Here is a 19,903-nt window from a genome sequence, read left to right as displayed (position 1 = left end):
GTGTGATAGTTGTGTTAAAAATTGGTTATCGAACAGTGAAAACAGCGATTGGAACAGCGAGTGCCATTGCGCTTGCCCAATGGTTGCATCTTGAAAATTTTGCTTCTGCCGGCATTATTACAATACTTTGTATTCAAGTGACGAAAAAAAAGTCTTTGCAGACGGCACGCGCCCGATTTGTTGCCGGTTTGATCGGCTTGCTGTTTTCATTTCTCTTTTTTGAAGGGCTTGGTTATCACCCGCTCTCGATCGGTTTGTTGTTGTTGTTTTTTATTCCAACGATCGTTTCGTTAAAAGTAACTGAAGGGATTGCGACAAGTGCGGTTATTATTTTGCACGTATATATGGCTAAAACAATGACGTGGCATCTCGTATATAATGAAGTGATGTTAATGATTATTGGAATCGGTATCGCTTTACTTGTCAATATGTACATGCCGAGCGTTGAAAAAGATTTAAAAGAGTATCAACGTATTGTAGAAGATTTATTTCGCGTGATTTTTAAAGAAATTGTTCATTATTTACGTACGAACGAAAGTTTATGGGACGGAAAAGAAATTGCGTTAGCGAGCGATACGTTAAAGCAAGCAAAGGCGCTTGCGTTACAAAACATTGAAAACCATTTTTTACGCAATGAAGATTATTATTACCGATATTTTCGTATTCGCGAACGGCAATTTGAAATTATTGAGCGTATGTTGCCGCTCATTAGTTCGATGACATATACGGTCGAGCAACGCAATATGATTGCCGATTTTATCGACGAATTAAGCGATGCCATTCACCCGGGAAATACAGCAGATCGTTTTATTCGACAGCTTGAGGCAATGAAAAAGCAGTTTCAACAAATGCCTTTGCCGAAAACGCGCGAAGAATTTGAAGAGCGAGCTGCTCTTTTGCATTTTTTGAAAGAGATGGAGCAATATTTAATCATTAAAAGTCAGTTATAACGGTATGATCGCTCTTTTTTGATGCACAATAATTGAAAAAGGGTGAGATCATGCCGCTTTTGTTTGCTTTTTTTCTTTTTATTTCGCCGCTTTGGCCGCTTGGAGACAATCCGCGCGTTGCCGATCCGATGATCATTGTCAACAAACAAAAGAACGAACTTGCTTTTATTCGTAACGGGAAAATTGAACGCATATATCGTGTGGCAACAGGAAAAACGAATGCGCTTACACCAGAAGGATTATTTACGGTTACGGTGAAGGCGGTTAACCCGTACTATCGGAAAAAAAATATTCCGGGGGGCGCACCGAATAACCCACTTGGCACGCGCTGGATTGGATTTGATGCGCGCGGGACAGACGGTCGAACGTACGGCATTCACGGAACGAATCGCCCGTCATCAATTGGACGGTATACTACTGAAGGATGCGTACGCATGCATAATCGAGATGTTGAGGCGTTATACCCAAACGTGCCCCTTGGAACGAAAGTAGCGATCGTAAAAACGAACGAGTCATTTCATCAGCTCGGGAAAAAGTACGGAGCGCTCAAATAGAACAAGCTGGCCGAATACGGTCAGCTTGTTCTATATCCACATGCTTAACCCAGCAAGCAACGATGTTAAAAGCATTGAACCGAGCATTAAATAGACGACAATTTTTTGCACTTTTTTTGAATGCATTTTTTTCACCTCTTGTTACCTATTGTACAAACATGCTGATCGACAAACAAGTATAAAAAGAAAGAACCTGTCTTTTTTTCTCCTTTTCTCCCACAAACATTTTACTCATACAAAATGCAAAAAAGAAGGAGTATTGTCCCTCGATGGCTACGGACCTATTTTTCAACAGTCTGATATACCGCCATTTATTTGGCGGTATATGTTTTTTTGAAAAATAATCATACGTTTCGCAAACGATGTAAAAATCCGTTATACTTAAAGATGAGTACATACACAGGAGGATGGATGATGGTAAACGAACAGCGTTTAGTCGAAGAATTTTTAGAGCTTGTGCAAATTGATTCGGAAACGAAATATGAGCGCGAGATTGCGGATGTGTTGAAAGGAAAGTTTGAAGCGCTCGGTTTGCACGTCATTGAAGATGATACGACAGCGCAAACAGGACATGGGGCAGGAAATTTAATTTGCACATTGCCAGCGACAAAAGAAGGAGTCGATCCAATTTACTTTACATCTCATATGGATACCGTTGTGCCGGGAAAAGGGGTAAAACCGTCCATTCAAGACGGTTACATTGTCACAGATGGTACGACGATTTTAGGAGCGGACGATAAAGCGGGACTTGCTGCGATGTTTGAAGCGATCCGCATGTTAAAAGAAAAACAAATCCCTCATGGACTCATTCAATTTATTATTACTGTTGGTGAAGAGTCGGGGCTTGTTGGGGCGAAAGCGCTCGATCCATCGCTCATTCAAGCGAAATTTGGCTATGCGTTAGATAGCGATGGCAAAGTCGGACAAATTATTGTAGCTGCTCCAACGCAAGCGAAGTTGAAGGTGACTGTTCACGGAAAAACAGCGCATGCTGGTGTTGCCCCAGAGCGCGGCGTATCAGCTATTACAATCGCTGCCAAAGCGATTGCGCAAATGCCGCTTGGGCGCATTGACGAAGAAACAACCGCAAACATCGGCCGGTTTGAAGGTGGAACACAAACGAACATCGTATGTGATCGCGTGGACATTTTAGCTGAGGCACGTTCCCTTGTGCCAGAAAAAATGGAAGCACAAGTCGCAAAAATGAAAGAAGCGTTTGAGAGTGTGGCAGAACAAATGGGTGGTCGTGCAGACGTTCATGTGGAAGTGATGTATCCAGGATTTAAATTTGGCGACGGCGATTATGTTGTTGAAATCGCAAAACGAGCAGCAGAAAAAATTGGTCGTCCGTATGAGTTGTTACGCAGCGGTGGCGGTAGCGATGCGAACGTCATTGCCGGATTTGGCATTCCAACGATCAATTTAGCGATCGGTTATGAAGAGATCCATACAACAAATGAACGTATGCCAATTGAAGAACTTGTCAAAGCAACTGAAATGGTCATCGCTATTATTGAGGAAGTGGCTGCGAGGGGGTGAAACGATGAATAAAGTCGTCGTTTTCCAATTGTCTAATGAACAATACGCCATTCCGGTTGAACATGTCGTTTCCATTGAAAAGATGAGCCATCCGACGCTCATTCCAAGCATGCCTTCGTACATGCTTGGGGTTGTTCGCATTCGCGGTGAGATCGTTCCCGTGCTTGATACGTCGCAAATTTTATATCGTCATCCATATACGGAAACAGAAAAAACACGGCTCATCGTCGTCCATATGGGGGATATGCATGTAGCATTTATCGTGGATGATGCAAAAGAAATTATTGATATTCCACCACATATGATGAAGCAAGTGAATATGCTTGCTTATCAACAGACGCCATATTTCATCGGTATTGCGAATTTGCCTGATCGACTCATTACCGTGATTGACCCGATGATCTTGTTTGACAATTTAGAAGGAGCAAGCACCATTAAAGAACATATGAGGAATGAGAAACAGAACACTTGAACGAGAAAAGAAGATTATGGTATGTTCTTTGTTGAACAAACAAAAATAGAAAGGAACGTTTACTATGGCGAAACAACAAATTGGTGTGATCGGTTTAGCGGTCATGGGAAAAAACTTGGCGCTCAATATTGAGAGCCGCGGGTATTCGGTAGCAGTATATAACCGTTCGCGTGAAAAAACGGACGAGTTTTTACAAGAAGCGGAAGGAAAAAACATCGTCGGTACATATAGCATCGAAGAGTTTGTTAACGCACTTGAGAAGCCACGCAAAATTTTATTAATGGTAAAAGCAGGAGCGGCAACAGATGCAACGATTGAACAATTAAAGCCGTATTTAGAAAAAGGCGATATCGTCATCGATGGCGGCAATACGTATTTTAAAGATACACAACGTCGCAATAAAGAACTTGCGGAACTCGGCATTCATTTTATCGGTACAGGCGTTTCCGGCGGAGAAGAAGGGGCGTTGAAAGGTCCTTCCATCATGCCGGGCGGACAAAAAGAAGCGCACGAACTCGTTCGTCCGATTTTTGAAGCGATCGCGGCAAAAGTCGATGGGGAGCCGTGCACAACGTACATCGGTCCAGACGGTGCGGGCCATTACGTAAAAATGGTGCATAACGGCATCGAATACGGCGATATGCAATTAATTGCCGAAGCGTACTTTTTATTAAAACATGTGCTCGGCTTAAACGCACAAGAGCTTCATGAAGTGTTTGACGAGTGGAATAAAGGGGAATTAGACAGCTATTTAATCGAAATTACGGCAGATATTTTCACGAAAATTGATGAAGAAACAGGAAAGCCGCTTGTCGATGTCATTTTAGACAAAGCAGGACAAAAAGGAACAGGGAAATGGACGAGCCAAAACGCGCTCGATTTAGGCGTCCCGCTTCCGATTATTACGGAATCGGTATTTGCTCGCTTCATTTCGGCGATGAAAGAAGAGCGCGTGAAAGCAAGCAAGCTATTAGCTGGTCCTGCCGTGAAACCGTATGAAGGAGATCGTGCGCACTTTATTGAAGCGGTACGCCGCGCGCTTTACATGAGCAAAATTTGCTCGTACGCCCAAGGCTTTGCGCAAATGAAGGCCGCATCTGAAGAGTACAACTGGAATTTACAATACGGTAATATCGCGATGATTTTCCGCGGCGGCTGCATCATTCGTGCACAATTTTTACAAAAAATTAAAGAAGCGTACGACCGTGATCCAGCGTTGCCAAACTTATTGCTTGACCCATACTTTAAAGACATCGTCGAAAACTATCAACAATCGCTCCGTGAAATCGTCGCAACAGCAGCGATGCGCGGTATCCCGGTTCCGGCATTTGCCAGCGCTTTAGCATACTACGACAGCTACCGGATGGAAACATTGCCAGCGAACCTGATCCAAGCCCAGCGCGACTACTTCGGTGCCCACACATACGAGCGCATCGACAAAGAAGGCGTGTTCCATACGGAATGGCTGAAATAAAACGAACCCCCTAGGGCAAATGGCTCTAGGGGGTTCGTTTATTGTTCAAACAATAATACGCGCGCTGGAGCAGCGTCAGTGCCGACGAGTTTAAGCGGAGCGGCAACCATCCAATATTCGCCTGCTGGTACGTCTTTTAGCCGAAGTCCTTCGATGACGATAATGCCGTGACCGAACAACGTTTTATGTGTTGGGTGTCCTGTTTGGTTGCGTTCGACGCCGAGCGCATCAATGCCGACGCCGCGAATGCGTTTTTCGGCTAAATATGTTGCCGCATCTTCAGCAACGTAAATAAATTCAAAGTTAAAGGCGTCGTCGAACGAATTTTTCGTTTTGAATAAGATAAAATCGTTCTCTTGAATATCAAAATGGATGAGATCGTCTTTTGTAATGCGATCGTTGACGTGTGTGACGTCCAATACTTTGCAGTAGCCGACAAGTTTTTCAAGCGGAATCGTTTCAAACGTTTCTCCGTCTTTTACCATATGGAGCGGCGCATCAATGTGCGTGCCTGTATGCACATCCATATCGATGCGCGATTCGGTGACGTAATCGTTCGTGACGGTTGTTAGTTTCGGTTGTTTTTCCGGTTTGTTTTTATACACAGGCATCCCTTCGAAAATGGGAGCGGTGACATCGTACATTTTCATAGGTGTTTCCTCCTTACATTGTTCCGTTTAGTGGCCACCAATGGAAGCCGTCTTTTTGCAATAGTTCATCCGCTTTTTTCGGTCCCATCGAGCCTGCTTCGTAGTTCGGAAAGTCCACCGCTTTTGTGTTTGCCCACACTTCCGAAATTGGGTCGACAAAGCTCCATGAAGCAGCGACTTCATCCCAATGCGTAAAGTTTGTCGCATCGCCGCGCATGCAGTCATATAACAATTTCTCATACGCTTCCGGCGTATTGATGCCATCGATGCAGTTGTTGCAGTAATCGAGCTTAATTGGCGTCGTTTTCATGCTTTCGCCGCTTTTTTTCGCGTTTAAATGAAGGGTAATGCCTTCATCGGGCTGAATATGGATGACGAGCAAGTTCGGATGAACGTGTTCGCTTGTGCGATAATATAAGTTCATCGGCACATCTTTAAATTGCACAACGATTTTCGTCGATTTTTCCGTCATTCGTTTTCCTGTTCGTATGTAAAACGGCACACCTGCCCAGCGGAAGTTGTCGATCATTAATTTCCCTGCAACAAATGTTTCCGTATTGGAGTTTGGATCGACACTATGTTCTTCACGATACCCGACGACTTGTTGCCCGCGCACGATGCCGCGTCCGTATTGCCCACGCACGAAATATGTTTCTACGTCATCGTGTGTCATCGGACGAAGCGCACGAAGCACTTTTACTTTTTCGCTACGAATATCGTCTGTCGTTAACTTAATTGGCGGTTCCATTGCCAAAAGGGCAACCATTTGCAACATATGGTTTTGTACCATATCGCGAAGCGCGCCGGAATGGTCATAATAGCGGCCGCGATCTTCTACACCGAGCGTTTCGCTTGATGTAATTTGAATATTGGCAATAAAGCGGTTATTCCAGAGCGGTTCGAAAATGGCGTTCGCAAAACGAATGACCTCGATGTTTTGCACCATTTCTTTGCCGAGATAATGGTCAATACGGAAAATTTGCTCCTCTGAAAACGATTGGCGTATTTCTTCATTTAGTTTTTTTGCGCTTTGTAAATCATGACCGAACGGTTTTTCAATGACTAATCGCGTCCATCCGTTTGTGGCCGTCAGCCCCTCGGATTTCAAGTGCGATGTAATCGTTCCGAAAAATTCCGGTGCCATCGCCAAGTAAAAAATGCGGTTGCCTGGAATATGAAATTGTTCTTCCACACGAGTTAATAATTCATTTAATTGTTCATATGATTGCGTATTTGTTGCATCTAATGAATGATAGTAAAAATGAGAAATAAATTTGTCATCAATCAGTTCTTGTTTCGTTGCTTCCTCAATCGTTTCTCTTACATAGGAACGAAATGACTCGTCAGTATGTGGACGACGGGCAACACCAACAACCGCAAACTGTTCAGCAAGCTTTCCTTTTTGATAAAGTTTATAAATAGATGGGAATAGTTTACGTTTTGCTAAGTCGCCAGTCGCACCAAAAATTACAATTGTCGCTTTTGGTTGTACGTCAGTCACGGATCATATACCTCGCTTTTATTCATTTTTTGAAAGGTTCATGATAATGTAATTTTAGAGGTTTATTGTGGTAAACGCAAATGTTTTATCTGATGAAAGATAAGAGAGGAGATCGTAGCGTGGAATTATTGTTTTTAGGGACAGGCTCTGGTGTCCCATCAAAAGGTAGAAACGTATCAGCCATTGCTCTTCAGTTGTTAGAAGAAAGAGGAGCGACGTGGTTATTTGATTGCGGAGAAGCAACACAGCATCAAATTTTACATACGTCTATCCGTCCAAGACGCATTGAGCGCATTTTTATTACGCACTTACATGGCGATCATATTTTTGGTTTGCCGGGGTTGCTTGGAAGTCGCTCATTTCAAGGAGGAGAGACTCCTCTTTTTGTTTATGGTCCGGCTGGTATTCGTTCGTTTATCGAAACAGCACTAACGGTAAGTGGTACGCGACTGAAATATGAGTTGTATATTGAAGAGTTTACAGAAGGAGTCATATTTGAAGACGAACAGTTTGTTGTTACAGCAAAATTGCTTGATCACGGGTTGCCTTCGTACGGTTTTCGAATTGTCGAAAAAGATTTGCCGGGTACGTTGCTTGTTGACGAGCTGCACGCACTTGGGGTGAAGCCAGGTCCGATTTATCAACAAATTAAGCGTGGAGAGCTCGTTACGTTAGACGATGGAACGGTGATTGATGGACGAAAATTTGTTGCCCCTCCAAAAAAAGGACGTATGATTGCGATTATGGGAGATACGCGTTATTGTGAGGCAAGTGTGGAACTTGCCGAAGGAGTGGACGTGCTCGTACATGAAGCAACGTTTAGTGCAAACGAAGCCCATTTAGCGCGAGATTACTATCATTCCACAACGGTGCAAGCGGCTGAGGTGGCGAAGCGGGCTGGGGCGAAGCAGCTTATTTTGACACATATTAGCTCGCGTTATCAAGGGGAAATGTGCAACCAACTTCTGGAAGAGACAAAGGCAATTTTTCCGAATGTAGCGATGGCGTCTGATTTTGCCTCGTTTCCGATTCTAAGAAAAGGGAATGATGAGTGATGATCGAAGTAAAAGGAAACGTCACCGACAAACAGACGAGATGCGTACATTACCATAGTGAACGTGATGTCATTGCGATTAAGTTTTATTGTTGTCAAACGTATTTCCCGTGCGTGTACTGTCATGAAGAACATGGTTGTGGCAAGCATGCGGTATGGCCGAAAGAGCGTTTTTATGAAAGAGCGGTTTTATGTGGTGTTTGTCAAACGGAGCTGACGATTGAACAATATATGACGGGCGATTACCATTGCCCACATTGCAACGCGGCGTTTAATCCGGGATGTCAACTCCACGCACATTATTATTTTGAAGTATAAAAAGGATGTCCACGATGTGACATCCTTTTTCGTGTTTTACCACCCTCTGACATATGGTTTCGGTGCTTCAAGCTGAATGCCAAGTTCGTTTGCGGCTGTTTTTGGCCAATATGGGTTGCGAAGAAGTTCGCGCCCGATGAAAATCAAATCGGCGCGGTTGTTGCGCAAAATTTCTTCCGCTTGCCGTCCGGAAGTAATAAGTCCAACAGCACCAGTTGCGACATTTGCTTCACGGCGAATTGTTTCCGCAAACGGCACTTGATAACCTGGATACGCATCAATTTTTGCTGGAACGACAGCGCCAGAGCTCACATCAATAAGATCAACACCTTGCGCTTTCATACGTTTGGCATATTCGACGTAGTCGTTTACCGTTAAACCGTCTGGGTGATAGTCAGAAGCAGAAATACGAACAAACAACGGTCCGCTCCATACTTCTTTTACCGCTTCAATCACTTCACTTAAAAAGCGGTAGCGATTTTCCCCGTATTCATCTGTTCGTTTGTTTGTAAGCGGCGATAAAAACTCGTTAATGAGATAGCCATGAGCAGCGTGAATTTCGATGACATCAAATCCAGCTTCCTTGGCGCGACGTGCGCCGTTTTGAAACGCATGAATCGTTTCTTCAATATCGGCTTTCGTCATCTCTTTTGGCGTACGCATCGTTTCATCGAACGGAAGTGGCGATGGAGCGAAGATTTCCCCAGCAACGTTCGCTTTTCGTCCGGCATGGGCAAGTTGGATGCCGATTTTGGCGCCTTGTTCGTGAACAAGTGAGGTAAGTGTACGCAATCCATCGATATGGTCATCATCCCAAATGCCTAAATCGCGTGACGAAATTCGTCCTTGTGGCGTCACGGCTGTCGCTTCAACAATAATAAGTCCGACTTGCCCGACAGCACGAGATGCATAATGAATGAGATGCCAGTTGTGAACTGTTCCGTCTTCGCGATCGCACGCATACATACACATCGGCGACATCACGATGCGGTTTTTTAATGTGACGTCTCGAATCGTATATGGTGAAAAGAGCATATGAATCCCTCCCGTCGTATCTTTCATTACGAATGATACCACGTCCGTTTGGAAAAGAAAAACAATTTGCCTTATTGAACGGAGGAAAACAGTGCCTCACCGAGTTCTTTTGAACGTTCGGTCGCTCGTTTAATACAGGCAATCATCGCTTCTTGATAGCGATAACGCTCAAGCACGCCGATGCCTGCTTCTGTCGTTCCGCCTGGACTTGTCACTTCTTTGCGCAAAACAGACGGATGTTTGTTCGTTGCTTTTAACATATGGGCCGCGCCGATAATTGTTTGTAAAATAAGCTCTTTGGCAATATCGCGTTCAAGCCCGATTTCATCCGCTGCTTTTTCCATCGCTTCAACTAAATAGTAAACGTACGCTGGTCCGCTGCCGGATAACCCTGTCACTGCGTGTAAATGCTGCTCATCAACAATCGTAACGATTCCGACTGTTTCAAATAGCTCTTTTGCCATGTGTAGATGTTCAGCTGTTGCATAGGTACCTTTTGCTAACGCTGTGGCGGATTGCCCGATCGCCGCTGATGTGTTTGGCATGGCGCGAATGACAGGCATTTGTTTTCCAATGAGCGATGCAATTGTATCGGTTGTTACTCCTGCAAGCAATGAAATAATAAGTTGCTGTTCGTTAAATGCATGTTTGATCGACGTCAAGCTATCCGCAACGTCTTTTGGCTTCATCGCTAAAATCACGATATGAGCTTCTTTTACTGCTTTTGCTTTATCTGTGTCGATTCGTACCCCGTATGTTTGTTGCATATATGTCAGTCGTTCCATTCGAGAGCGATTCGTTACGATCATTTGCTCTGGCTTATATAACGTTTGTGTCACCCCAGAAATAAGTGCTTCTGCCATCGATCCTGCACCGAGAAACGTGATTGTCATACTTTCTCCTCCTCCTCTCCAAAATAAAAAAGACCTTTCGTCCGATAAAGGACGGAAAGGTCTTTATTTCCGCGGTACCACCTTTGTTGGCACAATGTGCCCACCTCTTATGCCGGTATCGTCGGCAAGACGGTTAGGTTTGCCTAACAGCTCATAGGGTAGGTTCCATGATAAAGAGGGTAATGAAACCTTTCAGCCAACGGGTTTCACTCTCTTTTACCGTTTATCATGTACTGGCCCTAGTCATCGCTTCGTACATATATGATTTGTTTGCAATTATGCATGAAAAACAAGCGTGTTGTCAATAGGTTTCACGATTTTATTTTCTGAATTTTTTAATAAATAAATAAAAATAAATGACAAACAAAGAAAATAAGTGTAAACTGATAAACAGACGAAACGAAAAGTTATGATGATATAATGAAGGAGTCAGAAAAATGGAACAGTTGCATCGTATTGTCGTCCCAACGCCATTTGCCGTTGGGGATGTGAACATGTATATTATCGAAGGGGATCGTTTAACGCTCATCGATGCGGGTGTAAAAACGGAAGAAGCATGGCATGTGTTCGTTCGTGAATTGCAGAACATCGGCTACCAACCGACAGATATTGAACAAGTGATCATTACACATCACCATCCGGATCATGTTGGATTACTTGATTATTTACCTTCGACCATTCCCGTCATTGGTCATCGGAAAGCCGCCCCTTGGATTGCGAAAGATGCTGCTTTTTTTTCGTGGCACCAACAATATTTCGAACAATTTTTAATCGAGTGTGGCGTTGGTGAAGAGGGTGTGACGAAACTAGGAAACTTTCGGCGTTCTCTTCGCTTTTCGTGCGAGCGCTCGCTCACACAAGAAGTAAAAGAAGGGGATGTGATCGAAGGCTGGATAGTTATCGAAACGCCAGGTCATGCGCAAAGTCACATCGTGTTGTATCGTGAAGCGGACGGTCTGATGATCGGAGGAGATCATCTATTAGCAACCATTTCATCGAATCCGCTGTTAGAGCCGCCTGAAATTGGTGAAAAGGAACGACCGAAGCCACTTTTGCAATATAATGATTCATTAAAAAAACTACTCCAGTACGACATTACAACAATTGTTACGGGACATGGGGAAGATGTGACGGATGTCGCACCGCTTATTGACAATCGGCTTGAAAAACAAAAAGAACGTGCACAGTACGTGTGGCAATTGCTGAGCGAAAAGCCGATGACGGCATTTGACGTATGCCGAGCGCTTTTTCCAACCGTATATGAACGGGAATTTTTATTGACGATGTCTGAAACGATTGGCCAACTGGACTATTTAGAGGCAATAGGTGCAGTGAAAAAAGAAAAAGTTGATCAAATATATATGTACGAAGCGGTGAGATCATGAAACTGAAAGGGAAATACGTTGTTATTACAGGAGCATCGAGTGGCATTGGTGAACAAATTGCATACGAAGTAGCTAAGTGCGGTGGAACACCGATATTGCTCGCACGTTCAAAAGAAAAGCTAGCGCAAATTGCGCAACAGATTGAACAAACGTACAGTATTTCTTGCTTATATGAGCAGTTAGATGTTAGTAACGAAAAAGAAGTAGACGCTGTATTTGATCGTTTGCTTGCTTCTATTGATGTACATATTCTTGTCAATAATGCTGGTTTTGGTGTGTTTCGTTATGTCGAACATATCGATCTCTCGGAAGCGAAGCAAATGTTTGATGTCAATGTGCTCGGATTGATCGCTTGTACGAAAAAAGTGTATGCGCATATGATGGAAAAACGATCGGGTCATATTATTAATATCGCATCGCAAGCAGGAAAAATTGCCACGCCGAAATCGAGCGTATATGCGGCGACAAAACATGCTGTGCTCGGATTTACAAATAGTTTACGAATGGAAGCGTCCATGTATGGCATTTATGTGACAGCTGTAAACCCTGGACCAATCGAAACGAACTTTTTTACTGTCGCTGATACGTCTGGGGAATATGTAAAGAACGTAAAGCGATGGATGCTTCGCCCGGAATTTGTCGCAAAGCGCGTCGTTGATGCGATGCTTACTCCAACGCGTGAAGTGAACTTGCCGTTTTGGATGCATATGGGAAGTCGTATATATCAACTATTTCCATCGCTCATTGAAAAAATCGGCAAACAAGCATTTTTAAAAAAGTAAGCGAGGTGTAAATGGTGAAAATCACGATCACGGAACGAGCGATTGAACATCTTCGTCGTGTTCAAGGAAATAAACATGTGAAACTCATATACGATACAGATGGTTGCGGATGTGCCGTAAATGGAGTGCCTGTTTTGTTGCTCATCGATGAACTAGATGAGCATGATGTAGCGATCGAAACAAACGATGTACCCATTTGGATGGAAAAACATCAGCTCATTTTTTTCGATGATCAAATGACGCTTGACGTTGTCGATGGGGCAGGGTGTTTTCAATTAAAAAGTCCAAATCAAATATTGAATCCGCGCATGTCACTGGTTGAGCGCTAAAAAATAAAAAAGCCCGGAATAAAAGCCGGGCTTATTCGTTTTTCGGGGCGCGAACGACTGATTGAAATTTTCCTTTATGGGCTGCATCACAAAACGGCATGTTTTGTGAGAGCCCGCAACGACAGAGAGAAAACGTTTCTTTTGTTTCAAACTTGTTTCCTTCCATGTCAATTAATTCAACATCGCCGGTTACACGAAATGAACCATTATCCATCACTTTAATTTGTACTTTTGCCATATATTCCACCTCCTTGTATACCTTATATCGTATATACTATCTATTTTATATTAGAAATGCAAGGACGTGCATATTTGTCAGAACAGTGACAAGATAAATGGATGTGATTTTTTGTGATCAATGTCACATGATATAAATATTCCTTCTTGTACAATGGAAAGTAGTGATTGAATCGGAGGGATCAAAATGCGTGATTTTCATCAAAATCCATTTATCGTTATATGGGAGTTAACACGGGCATGTCAGCTCAACTGTCTTCATTGTCGGGCCGAAGCGCAATATCATCGTGACCCACGTGAATTAACGTTTGAAGAGGGAAAACAACTTATTGATGACATTTGTGAAATGGATCAACCTCTTCTCGTGTTCACAGGTGGCGATCCGCTTATGCGTCCAGATGTGTACGATATTGCTAAATATGCGATTGATAAAGGACTTCGTGTATCGATGACGCCAAGTGCCACACCAAACGTAACGAAGGAAGCGATCCGAAAAGCAAAAGAAGTCGGCTTAGCGCGATGGGCGTTTAGTTTAGATGGACCAAACGCCCAAATTCACGATCACTTTCGCGGAACACCTGGCTCGTTCGACTTAACGATGAAAGCGATTCAATATTTACACGAACTCGACATTCCCATTCAAATAAATACAGTCATCTCTCGTTATAACGTTCATGTTCTTGATGAAATGGTGCAACTTGTTGAAAAGCTTGGATGTGTGCTTTGGAGCGTATTTTTTCTCGTACCGACAGGCAGGGGGAAAGAGACGGATATGATTTCACCCGTTGAGCATGAAAAAGTGTTTCGTTGGCTTTATGAAACGAGTAAACGTGTACCGTTTGATATTAAAACGACTGCAGGACAACATTATCGACGCGTTGTATTGCAACAAAAAATGCGAGAGCAACAAATTGATCAAGCTATTCGTTATGAAGACGTGTTAATGAAAGGGCTGACCGGGCAAGTAGATGGGCTAGGACGTGCCCCAAAAGGAGTAAACGACGGAAATGGCTTTGTATTTATTTCCCATATTGGCGATGTATATCCGAGCGGATTGTTGCCTGTAAAAGCAGGAAATGTACGCGAACAACCGCTATCATACATTTATCGCCATTCTCTGATTTTCAAACAGTTAAGAAATCCAGACGGATATAAAGGAAAATGTGGCGTGTGTGAATTTCGCTACGTTTGTGGCGGATCGCGTTCTAGAGCGTACGCGGTTACAGGCGACTACTTAGCGAGTGAGCCATATTGTATTTACATTCCGAAAGCGTGGCGTCAAAAAGAAAAGGTCGGCGAATAGCCAACCCTTTCAGCTTGTCGACAAAGTCGACAAGCTGTTTTAATATATAGGTACAAGGGTATAGGAGAGGGGGGAATCGGATGCTTCAACGTCATCAAGAAGATCGTAGACATGTGGAAACAACGGTAAAGATTGATGACCTTGTTCTCGGGGATCACCTTGTGCGTAAGCTAGAAAAAGCGATTGACTTCTCTTTTATTTACGACATCGTCAAAGATCTATACTCACCCGACCATGGACGACCAAGTATTGATCCGGTTGTGTTGTTCAAAATGTACTTGATCCGTTATATCTTCGGCATTCGTTCGATGCGTGAAACGGTGGAACAAATTCGAACAAACGTAGTCTATCGATGGTTTTTAGGATTGAGTCTTCATGATCCTGTCCCACATCATTCGACTCCAAGCAAAAACTACGCACGACGTTTTGCAGGGACAGACGTCTTTCAAAAGATCTTTTCAAGAATCTTAGAAGAAGCCTTTCAACACGGGCTGGTGGATCCAAGTGTCGTATTTGTTGATTCTACCCATGTGAAGGCGAGTGCAAACAAAAGAAAATTCAACACCGAAGTGGCAGAAGTCGAAGCGAAAGCGTATCAAGAGGAATTGGAAAAAGAGATTGAACGAGACCGCATCGCACACGGAAAATCTCCACTACCGCCAGAAACAGAAAAAAACGAGAAGTGAAAATCAGTAAGACAGATCCCGAGAGTGGGATGTTTGTGAAAAATGAACGCGAACGAGTATTTGCTTACTCCTATCATACGGCCTGTGATCGCCATGGCTGGATCCTTCAATCCTATGTCACAGCGGCAAACGTGCATGATAGTCAAGCCTTTTTCGAACTGTTTGAACGTGTCAAACAGGAAGTGAAGCAGCGCCCAAAAGACGTGTGCATCGATGCAGGATACAAGACGCCAGCCATTGCGAAATACCTATTAGAACAAGGGATTGATCCGATTTGGCCATACACTCGTCCAAAAACGAAAGATGGGTTCTTTCGGAAATCTGAATTTGCATATGACGAACATTTTGATTGTTACCTTTGTCCAAATAACCAAGTGTTATCTTATTCAACAACGAATCGGGAAGGTTATCGGGAATATAAATCCGATCCATCTGTGTGCAAGACGTGTCCTTATCTAGAAAGATGCACAGAAAGCAAAAGCCATACTTACTATGAAGAAGCCGAGCATTTACGATATGTGCCGGAGCATCGGGAGTTGTATGAACGAAGAAAAGAGACAATCGAACGAAATTTTGCAGATTTGAAAGAGAAGCATGGTCTGCGCTGGACAAATTACCGTGGATTGGAAAGAAACCAGATGCAGGCGATGCTTGTTTGTGCTGCGATGAATTTAAAGAAATTAGCAAACTGCCTATGGGGAATGGGCGCCTCTCCTCTTTTTCACTTATGTATGTCGTTATTTTCGTCAGTTCATCAAGCAAAACAAATATCAAAATGGAACAAAATGGTTTCAAAACAACTGTCTTACAACCATTTTGTCAACAGTCTGAGGCACGAATCAAATCCGTGCCTTCCGCCGTAACGAATCTATTTTTTTAAAACAGCGTCCATATCCGCGCTGGCTGTTTCTGTTTCCCATCGATGGCGTCATCGGATATAAACAAAAAAGCCAGGCGGTCATTTTGCCTATGTCGCATAGTTTAATGAAACAATCCGCTTTTTTTCGCTTTCGCATGCAGCGAATGCATGTATTTGTTCAACGGTTCTTTCAGAAGCGTACCTAATAAGAGAGCCAGGACGGCAAACATCATGAGACGAACCGCATCGTTTTTCACTTTTCCCCACACAATGCCGCCGACTGCTTCGCGCATCAAATCAATCGCATACGTAAACGGCAAAAACGGGTTGATGTTTTGGAAAAATTCCGGAATAAGCTGAACCGGATACGTCCCCCCTGCTCCAGCGATTTGGAAAACGAGCAGGACGATGGCCAGCGCCTTGCCGACGTCGCTGAATACTGATACGAGCGTAAAGACAATGACAATAAACACAAAGTTGCATAACAGCCCAAAGAGGATGAACCAGCCGGGGTCATGAATATAAATATTCTTTAAAAGAGATACATCTCCTAACGTGACAATAAGCGCCTGAATACTGCTGCATGTCCAAAACGTCAGCAGCCGGCCAAAATAAATTTCTCTGCTGGTATACCCTTCTGCCTCATAAGGTTCGGTAGAAAGCAACGACACTAACAGCAGACAGCCCACCCATATGGACAAGACGGTATAAAACGGGTTCATCCCCGATCCATAGTTCGGAAGCGGAAACAATCTATGCGTCTTTAAGTCGACGGGATGGGCCAAAAATTCACCTTTTGCTCTTGGATCATTTTTTAATAAACGAATGATGTCGTAGATGTTTGTCTCTTTTTTCAATTTTACAAGAAAGGAAGCGATATCGTTGACTTTCCGCGCAAGAAACGGATACTGATCGTTTGCCGTCTGCAACATTTCTTCCCCCTGCTTGAGACCGCTGCCGGCGTGCTGAAGAAACCGCTCTAATTCCAGAATGGTGTTGGCGATGTCCGCGAGTATGCGGTGGGCGTCTTGAAGCGTCTGCTTCGTTTCGTTCATTTTTTCTTTCATGAGTGGTGCGATATGTTGCTCGTATTCATTCATTACCCGATCGACTTGCTTTACCGCAGCTGCCGCCCGCTCATTTAGGTCGGTGAGAAGATGGTTGCCTAGCTGCGCCCCGTTTTCACTTTGCTCGTACGCTAACTTGGCAAGGCGTTGTGCTTCTCTTAAATTAGATTTTATGCCTGTCAGACGGCCGGACAATTGTTCCATATTGGCGGAAGCCGTGCGAGAGAAAGCTCGCTTTTCGATCATGTTATTGAATATGCGAAGCTGTGTTTGCGCTTCATCTGCCATTTGTTCCCCAGCTGCGGCCATGCTCTGGACGTCGGAAAGCCATTGCCGCTGCTGGGCAAGGGAAAGGTTTTCTTGCAGCTTGTTAGTTACGGCATAGATGGACATGGCGATTTGCTGCAGCGTACGCAAATTTTCCGTGATTTGCGGCGTCAATGTCTTTGTTTTTGCTTCCGCTTTCGTGAAAAACTGATTCATTTCATCAAGAAACGCAATGCCGCTGTTGACGATCCGTTTCGCTTCGGGAAACGTTTTTTCCACTTTATTGACGAGCCGTTCCGCCTCTTTCGCGTCGGACATCGATTGGTTTAACAGCCGCTTGATTTCCGGCAGCTTCGTCTGCAGCTGAAAAATCAGGGTCTCAAAATGGCGAATATCTGGCAGCTGTTGTTCTAATGCCACCCCCGCTTCATGAAAGATAGAAAACAAAACGCTGTTGACAACAGCGACAAATTGATCGCTTACTTGCTCGGTGATGGTGCTTGCTCCTTTGGATGTGATTCTCGGCGCAATCGCGTTCTTTTTGTCATTTTCATGGTAATGAATGACGGCCTGCTCCGGCCTATCTTGCACAATGGTAGCCAATTTTTTTGAAAAATCGCTTGGAATGACGATCGTCGCAAAATAATCGCCATAGCGGACGTTTTTCATTCCTTCTTGTTTGCTAACAAATTTCCAGCCTAAGTCATGATTGTTTCGTAGCGCCCTAACAATTTCTTTTCCGGCGTTAAACGCATGTCCTTGAATTTTTGCCCCTTTGTCTTCATTGACAATTCCTACTTTAATGTTTCTCGTGTTGGCATACGGATCAATAGAAGCTTCGATATTCACCCACGCATAAAGCGATGGCAGAAGAAGCAATCCGCCTACCAATACCGCCGCTACCCAGTTTGTTGCTATTTGCTTCATATCGTGAACATAAAGATTCCATATCTTTTTCACGAACCTCAACTTCCCTTCAGTGTGATTAAACTGCTTTTGTTAGTATAAACCAATGAAAAAAAACTAAACATAAGCGGCGGATTGGAAACGAGCACGGTATGTTTACAAAAAAACTGCTGGCTAACCAGCAGATGATGTATAAAATTTTGTGTAAAGCATTTTGCTAGACCAAAAGAAAAAAGGTAGGGTATTCTCTGATTTGGACCACAACACATTCCAGAGAAAGGAGAACCCTACCTATGTCTAAAAGTATACCGAATGTCGACTGGGCAAATCAACTGGAAAGTGTCATTCGTCAGTTTGTAAAGGAAAAATTAGAACTGATCATGCGGGAAGAAATCAAACATTTCCTCGAAATCGAACAGGCGGACACATCCAATATGAGAAACGGCTACTATCAACGAAATCTAGATACACAATATGGCCGGATTGAAGGTCTTTTGGTCCCAAGAGACCGAAACGGAGAATTTCAAACCCAATTGTTCGCTCCTTACCAACGCCACACCGGCTGAGGAAGCCATCATCAGGATGTATTAAAGTGGCATGAGCACGCGTGAAATTGGCAAGTTTATTGAACGAATTTTAGGCAATGCCTATTCTCCTGCAACGATCAGCCGTATCACCGATGTAGTGAAGGAAGACATCGAGAAATGGCACACTCGTCCACTGCACAAGCGTTATTCCGTCTTATATTTGGATGGTTTATACGTAAAACTTCGTCGCGAAACCGTGGAGAAAGAAGTCATTTATGTGGTGTTAGGGGTGAACGAAGAAGGATATCGCGAAATTCTTGATTTCTTTGTGGGAGGACAAGAAAGCGCCTATGTATGGCAGGAAATTCTTCAATACGGCGTCAAGGAAGTGCTTCTGGGCATATTTGATGGTCTTCCGGGGCTGGGGGAAGCTTTTCGCTCGGTTTATCCGAAAGCCGATGTGCAGCGTTGTGTCGTTCACAAAGTACGTAATACCTTACATCGTGTTCGGAAAAAAGATCAATTTGAAGTGGCAGAGGATCTCAAACTGATTTATCGCGCACCGAATAAGAAGATAGCGTTACAGATGTTTCAACAGTTTGAGTCGAAATGGTCCAGCAAGTACCCGAGAGAAGTCCAATCTTGGGCCAATGAGTTGGATGTCCTCCTTACATTTATGGATTATCCAAGCAGTATTCGAAGTGTGATTTACACGACGAATGCCATCGAACGAACGATCAAGGAGATTCGGAAACGCCTAAAGCCGATGAACAGTTTGAGTAGTTTAGAAGCCGCTGAAAAAGTCGTGTATTTGACCATCCAAGATTTTAATGAGAAATGGGCAGGGAGAAAGTTACGAGGATTTGCCGAAGCGCATGAAGCCCTTCAACGAATGTTTGAAGAACGTTACAATTAACCAAATACTGTAAATAAATGAGATAAGGGGATTCTCCCTTTCCACACAAGAGACTGAATATTCAGTCTCTTGTGTGGAGGAAACTAGTCTCCCTCTATTCTAAATCTATTTCAGAGATACCCTATCACGTGTGTTGATTAACCAATAATATCCATAGAAACATAGAAAAAAGAGCACTTTTCCTGTAGAATGTAAGTAA

18 protein-coding genes and 2 pseudogenes are annotated in these 19,903 nt (G+C 43.6%); 13 read left to right on the top strand and 7 right to left on the bottom strand.

Features of this window, described 5'->3' with window-relative positions:
• Positions 1-11 precede the first annotated feature (11 nt).
• Positions 12-950 (top strand): aromatic acid exporter family protein, encoded by a 939-nt coding sequence (locus ABEV15_RS00100; RefSeq protein WP_429632659.1) that lies wholly within the window; start codon positions 12-14, stop codon positions 948-950.
• A 50-nt stretch (positions 951-1,000) separates the two neighbouring features.
• Entirely contained in the window at positions 1,001-1,504 is a 504-nt protein-coding gene (locus ABEV15_RS00095) for a L,D-transpeptidase (RefSeq protein ID WP_498852049.1), read from the top strand.
• Positions 1,505-1,534: 30 nt separating this feature from the next.
• On the opposite strand, the gene prli42 is transcribed toward ABEV15_RS00095, so the two are convergent.
• Positions 1,535-1,630, bottom strand: coding sequence for a stressosome-associated protein Prli42 (gene prli42, locus ABEV15_RS00090; RefSeq protein ID WP_009373849.1), 96 nt, complete (start codon positions 1,628-1,630; stop codon positions 1,535-1,537).
• 288 nt (positions 1,631-1,918) lie between these two features.
• On the opposite strand from prli42, the gene ABEV15_RS00085 reads away from it, so the two are divergent.
• From ABEV15_RS00085 to gnd, 3 genes are all read left to right on the top strand, one after another.
• On the top strand, positions 1,919-3,043 hold the full coding sequence (locus tag ABEV15_RS00085; RefSeq protein ID WP_498852048.1) for a M20/M25/M40 family metallo-hydrolase: 1,125 nt from the start codon (positions 1,919-1,921) through the stop codon (positions 3,041-3,043).
• A gap of 4 nt (positions 3,044-3,047) precedes the next feature.
• On the top strand, positions 3,048-3,515 hold the full coding sequence (locus ABEV15_RS00080; protein WP_498852047.1) for a chemotaxis protein CheW: 468 nt from the start codon (positions 3,048-3,050) through the stop codon (positions 3,513-3,515).
• A gap of 64 nt (positions 3,516-3,579) precedes the next feature.
• Positions 3,580-4,989, top strand: coding sequence for an NADP-dependent phosphogluconate dehydrogenase (gene gnd / locus ABEV15_RS00075; RefSeq protein WP_498852046.1), 1,410 nt, complete (start codon positions 3,580-3,582; stop codon positions 4,987-4,989).
• A 38-nt stretch (positions 4,990-5,027) separates the two neighbouring features.
• On the opposite strand, the gene ABEV15_RS00070 is transcribed toward gnd, so the two are convergent.
• The gene (locus ABEV15_RS00070; protein WP_429632625.1) at positions 5,028-5,639 is read right to left on the bottom strand and encodes a cyclase family protein; all 612 of its coding nucleotides are present in this window, start codon (positions 5,637-5,639) and stop codon (positions 5,028-5,030) included.
• Between the two features lie 13 nt (positions 5,640-5,652).
• On the bottom strand, positions 5,653-7,140 hold the full coding sequence (gene zwf, locus ABEV15_RS00065) for a glucose-6-phosphate dehydrogenase (RefSeq protein WP_429634999.1): 1,488 nt from the start codon (positions 7,138-7,140) through the stop codon (positions 5,653-5,655).
• Between the two features lie 119 nt (positions 7,141-7,259).
• Between zwf and rnz the strand changes: the two genes are divergently transcribed.
• Together rnz and ABEV15_RS00055 are read left to right on the top strand one after the other, a co-directional pair.
• Positions 7,260-8,195, top strand: coding sequence for a ribonuclease Z (rnz, locus tag ABEV15_RS00060; RefSeq protein WP_429635000.1), 936 nt, complete (start codon positions 7,260-7,262; stop codon positions 8,193-8,195).
• Positions 8,195-8,512 carry a CHY zinc finger protein gene (locus ABEV15_RS00055; RefSeq protein WP_498852045.1) on the top strand — a complete coding sequence of 106 codons (318 nt, stop codon included), beginning with the start codon at positions 8,195-8,197 and terminating at the stop codon, positions 8,510-8,512. The genes rnz and ABEV15_RS00055 overlap by 1 nt, the downstream gene beginning before the upstream one ends.
• A gap of 36 nt (positions 8,513-8,548) precedes the next feature.
• Here ABEV15_RS00055 and namA read toward each other — a convergent pair whose 3' ends face one another.
• Both namA and proI read right to left on the bottom strand, forming a co-directional pair.
• Positions 8,549-9,547 (bottom strand): NADPH dehydrogenase NamA, encoded by a 999-nt coding sequence (gene namA / locus ABEV15_RS00050; protein ID WP_498852044.1) that lies wholly within the window; start codon positions 9,545-9,547, stop codon positions 8,549-8,551.
• Positions 9,548-9,618: 71 nt separating this feature from the next.
• On the bottom strand, positions 9,619-10,440 hold the full coding sequence (gene proI / locus ABEV15_RS00045) for a pyrroline-5-carboxylate reductase ProI (protein WP_004889647.1): 822 nt from the start codon (positions 10,438-10,440) through the stop codon (positions 9,619-9,621).
• A 437-nt stretch (positions 10,441-10,877) separates the two neighbouring features.
• Between proI and ABEV15_RS00040 the strand changes: the two genes are divergently transcribed.
• From ABEV15_RS00040 to ABEV15_RS00030, 3 genes are read left to right on the top strand one after another with little or no spacing between them, the layout of a single operon-like run.
• The gene (locus ABEV15_RS00040) at positions 10,878-11,825 is read left to right on the top strand and encodes an MBL fold metallo-hydrolase (protein WP_498852043.1); all 948 of its coding nucleotides are present in this window, start codon (positions 10,878-10,880) and stop codon (positions 11,823-11,825) included.
• Positions 11,822-12,607 carry an SDR family NAD(P)-dependent oxidoreductase gene (locus ABEV15_RS00035; RefSeq protein ID WP_498852042.1) on the top strand — a complete coding sequence of 262 codons (786 nt, stop codon included), beginning with the start codon at positions 11,822-11,824 and terminating at the stop codon, positions 12,605-12,607. The genes ABEV15_RS00040 and ABEV15_RS00035 overlap by 4 nt, the downstream gene beginning before the upstream one ends.
• A gap of 11 nt (positions 12,608-12,618) precedes the next feature.
• Positions 12,619-12,936, top strand: a complete 318-nt coding sequence (locus ABEV15_RS00030; protein WP_498852041.1) for an iron-sulfur cluster biosynthesis family protein — start codon at positions 12,619-12,621, stop codon at positions 12,934-12,936.
• Positions 12,937-12,967: 31 nt separating this feature from the next.
• On the opposite strand, the gene ABEV15_RS00025 is transcribed toward ABEV15_RS00030, so the two are convergent.
• Positions 12,968-13,174 (bottom strand): CDGSH iron-sulfur domain-containing protein, encoded by a 207-nt coding sequence (locus ABEV15_RS00025; protein WP_009373835.1) that lies wholly within the window; start codon positions 13,172-13,174, stop codon positions 12,968-12,970.
• A gap of 186 nt (positions 13,175-13,360) precedes the next feature.
• Here ABEV15_RS00025 and ABEV15_RS00020 point away from each other — a divergent pair, with 186 nt between their 5' ends.
• Together ABEV15_RS00020 and ABEV15_RS00015 are read left to right on the top strand one after the other, a co-directional pair.
• Positions 13,361-14,476 carry a TIGR04053 family radical SAM/SPASM domain-containing protein gene (locus ABEV15_RS00020; RefSeq protein ID WP_498852040.1) on the top strand — a complete coding sequence of 372 codons (1,116 nt, stop codon included), beginning with the start codon at positions 13,361-13,363 and terminating at the stop codon, positions 14,474-14,476.
• 80 nt (positions 14,477-14,556) lie between these two features.
• Positions 14,557-16,025: pseudogene (locus tag ABEV15_RS00015) on the top strand (IS1182 family transposase).
• A gap of 118 nt (positions 16,026-16,143) precedes the next feature.
• Here the strand turns inward: ABEV15_RS00015 and ABEV15_RS00010 are convergent.
• Entirely contained in the window at positions 16,144-18,315 is a 2,172-nt protein-coding gene (locus tag ABEV15_RS00010; protein WP_498852039.1) for a YhgE/Pip domain-containing protein, read from the bottom strand.
• A 239-nt stretch (positions 18,316-18,554) separates the two neighbouring features.
• Here ABEV15_RS00010 and ABEV15_RS00005 point away from each other — a divergent pair.
• A pseudogene (locus tag ABEV15_RS00005) lies at positions 18,555-19,704 on the top strand (IS256 family transposase).
• Positions 19,705-19,903: the final 199 nt, after the last annotated feature.

Source organism: Bhargavaea massiliensis, from assembly GCF_050480245.1.
GTDB lineage: Bacteria > Bacillota > Bacilli > Bacillales > Anoxybacillaceae > Anoxybacillus.
This window is presented reverse-complemented; position numbering and strand designations above follow the sequence as displayed.

Coding starts and splice junctions, on each gene's coding strand:
- ABEV15_RS00095 (WP_498852049.1), top strand. CDS start 1,001: ATGCCGCTTTTGTTTGCTTTTTTTCTTTTTATTTCGCCGCTTTGGCCG.
- prli42 (WP_009373849.1), bottom strand. CDS start 1,630: ATGCATTCAAAAAAAGTGCAAAAAATTGTCGTCTATTTAATGCTCGGT.
- ABEV15_RS00085 (WP_498852048.1), top strand. CDS start 1,919: ATGGTAAACGAACAGCGTTTAGTCGAAGAATTTTTAGAGCTTGTGCAA.
- ABEV15_RS00080 (WP_498852047.1), top strand. CDS start 3,048: ATGAATAAAGTCGTCGTTTTCCAATTGTCTAATGAACAATACGCCATT.
- gnd (WP_498852046.1), top strand. CDS start 3,580: ATGGCGAAACAACAAATTGGTGTGATCGGTTTAGCGGTCATGGGAAAA.
- ABEV15_RS00070 (WP_429632625.1), bottom strand. CDS start 5,639: ATGAAAATGTACGATGTCACCGCTCCCATTTTCGAAGGGATGCCTGTG.
- ABEV15_RS00055 (WP_498852045.1), top strand. CDS start 8,195: ATGATCGAAGTAAAAGGAAACGTCACCGACAAACAGACGAGATGCGTA.
- namA (WP_498852044.1), bottom strand. CDS start 9,547: ATGCTCTTTTCACCATATACGATTCGAGACGTCACATTAAAAAACCGC.
- proI (WP_004889647.1), bottom strand. CDS start 10,440: ATGACAATCACGTTTCTCGGTGCAGGATCGATGGCAGAAGCACTTATT.
- ABEV15_RS00040 (WP_498852043.1), top strand. CDS start 10,878: ATGGAACAGTTGCATCGTATTGTCGTCCCAACGCCATTTGCCGTTGGG.
- ABEV15_RS00035 (WP_498852042.1), top strand. CDS start 11,822: ATGAAACTGAAAGGGAAATACGTTGTTATTACAGGAGCATCGAGTGGC.
- ABEV15_RS00030 (WP_498852041.1), top strand. CDS start 12,619: ATGGTGAAAATCACGATCACGGAACGAGCGATTGAACATCTTCGTCGT.
- ABEV15_RS00025 (WP_009373835.1), bottom strand. CDS start 13,174: ATGGCAAAAGTACAAATTAAAGTGATGGATAATGGTTCATTTCGTGTA.
- ABEV15_RS00020 (WP_498852040.1), top strand. CDS start 13,361: ATGCGTGATTTTCATCAAAATCCATTTATCGTTATATGGGAGTTAACA.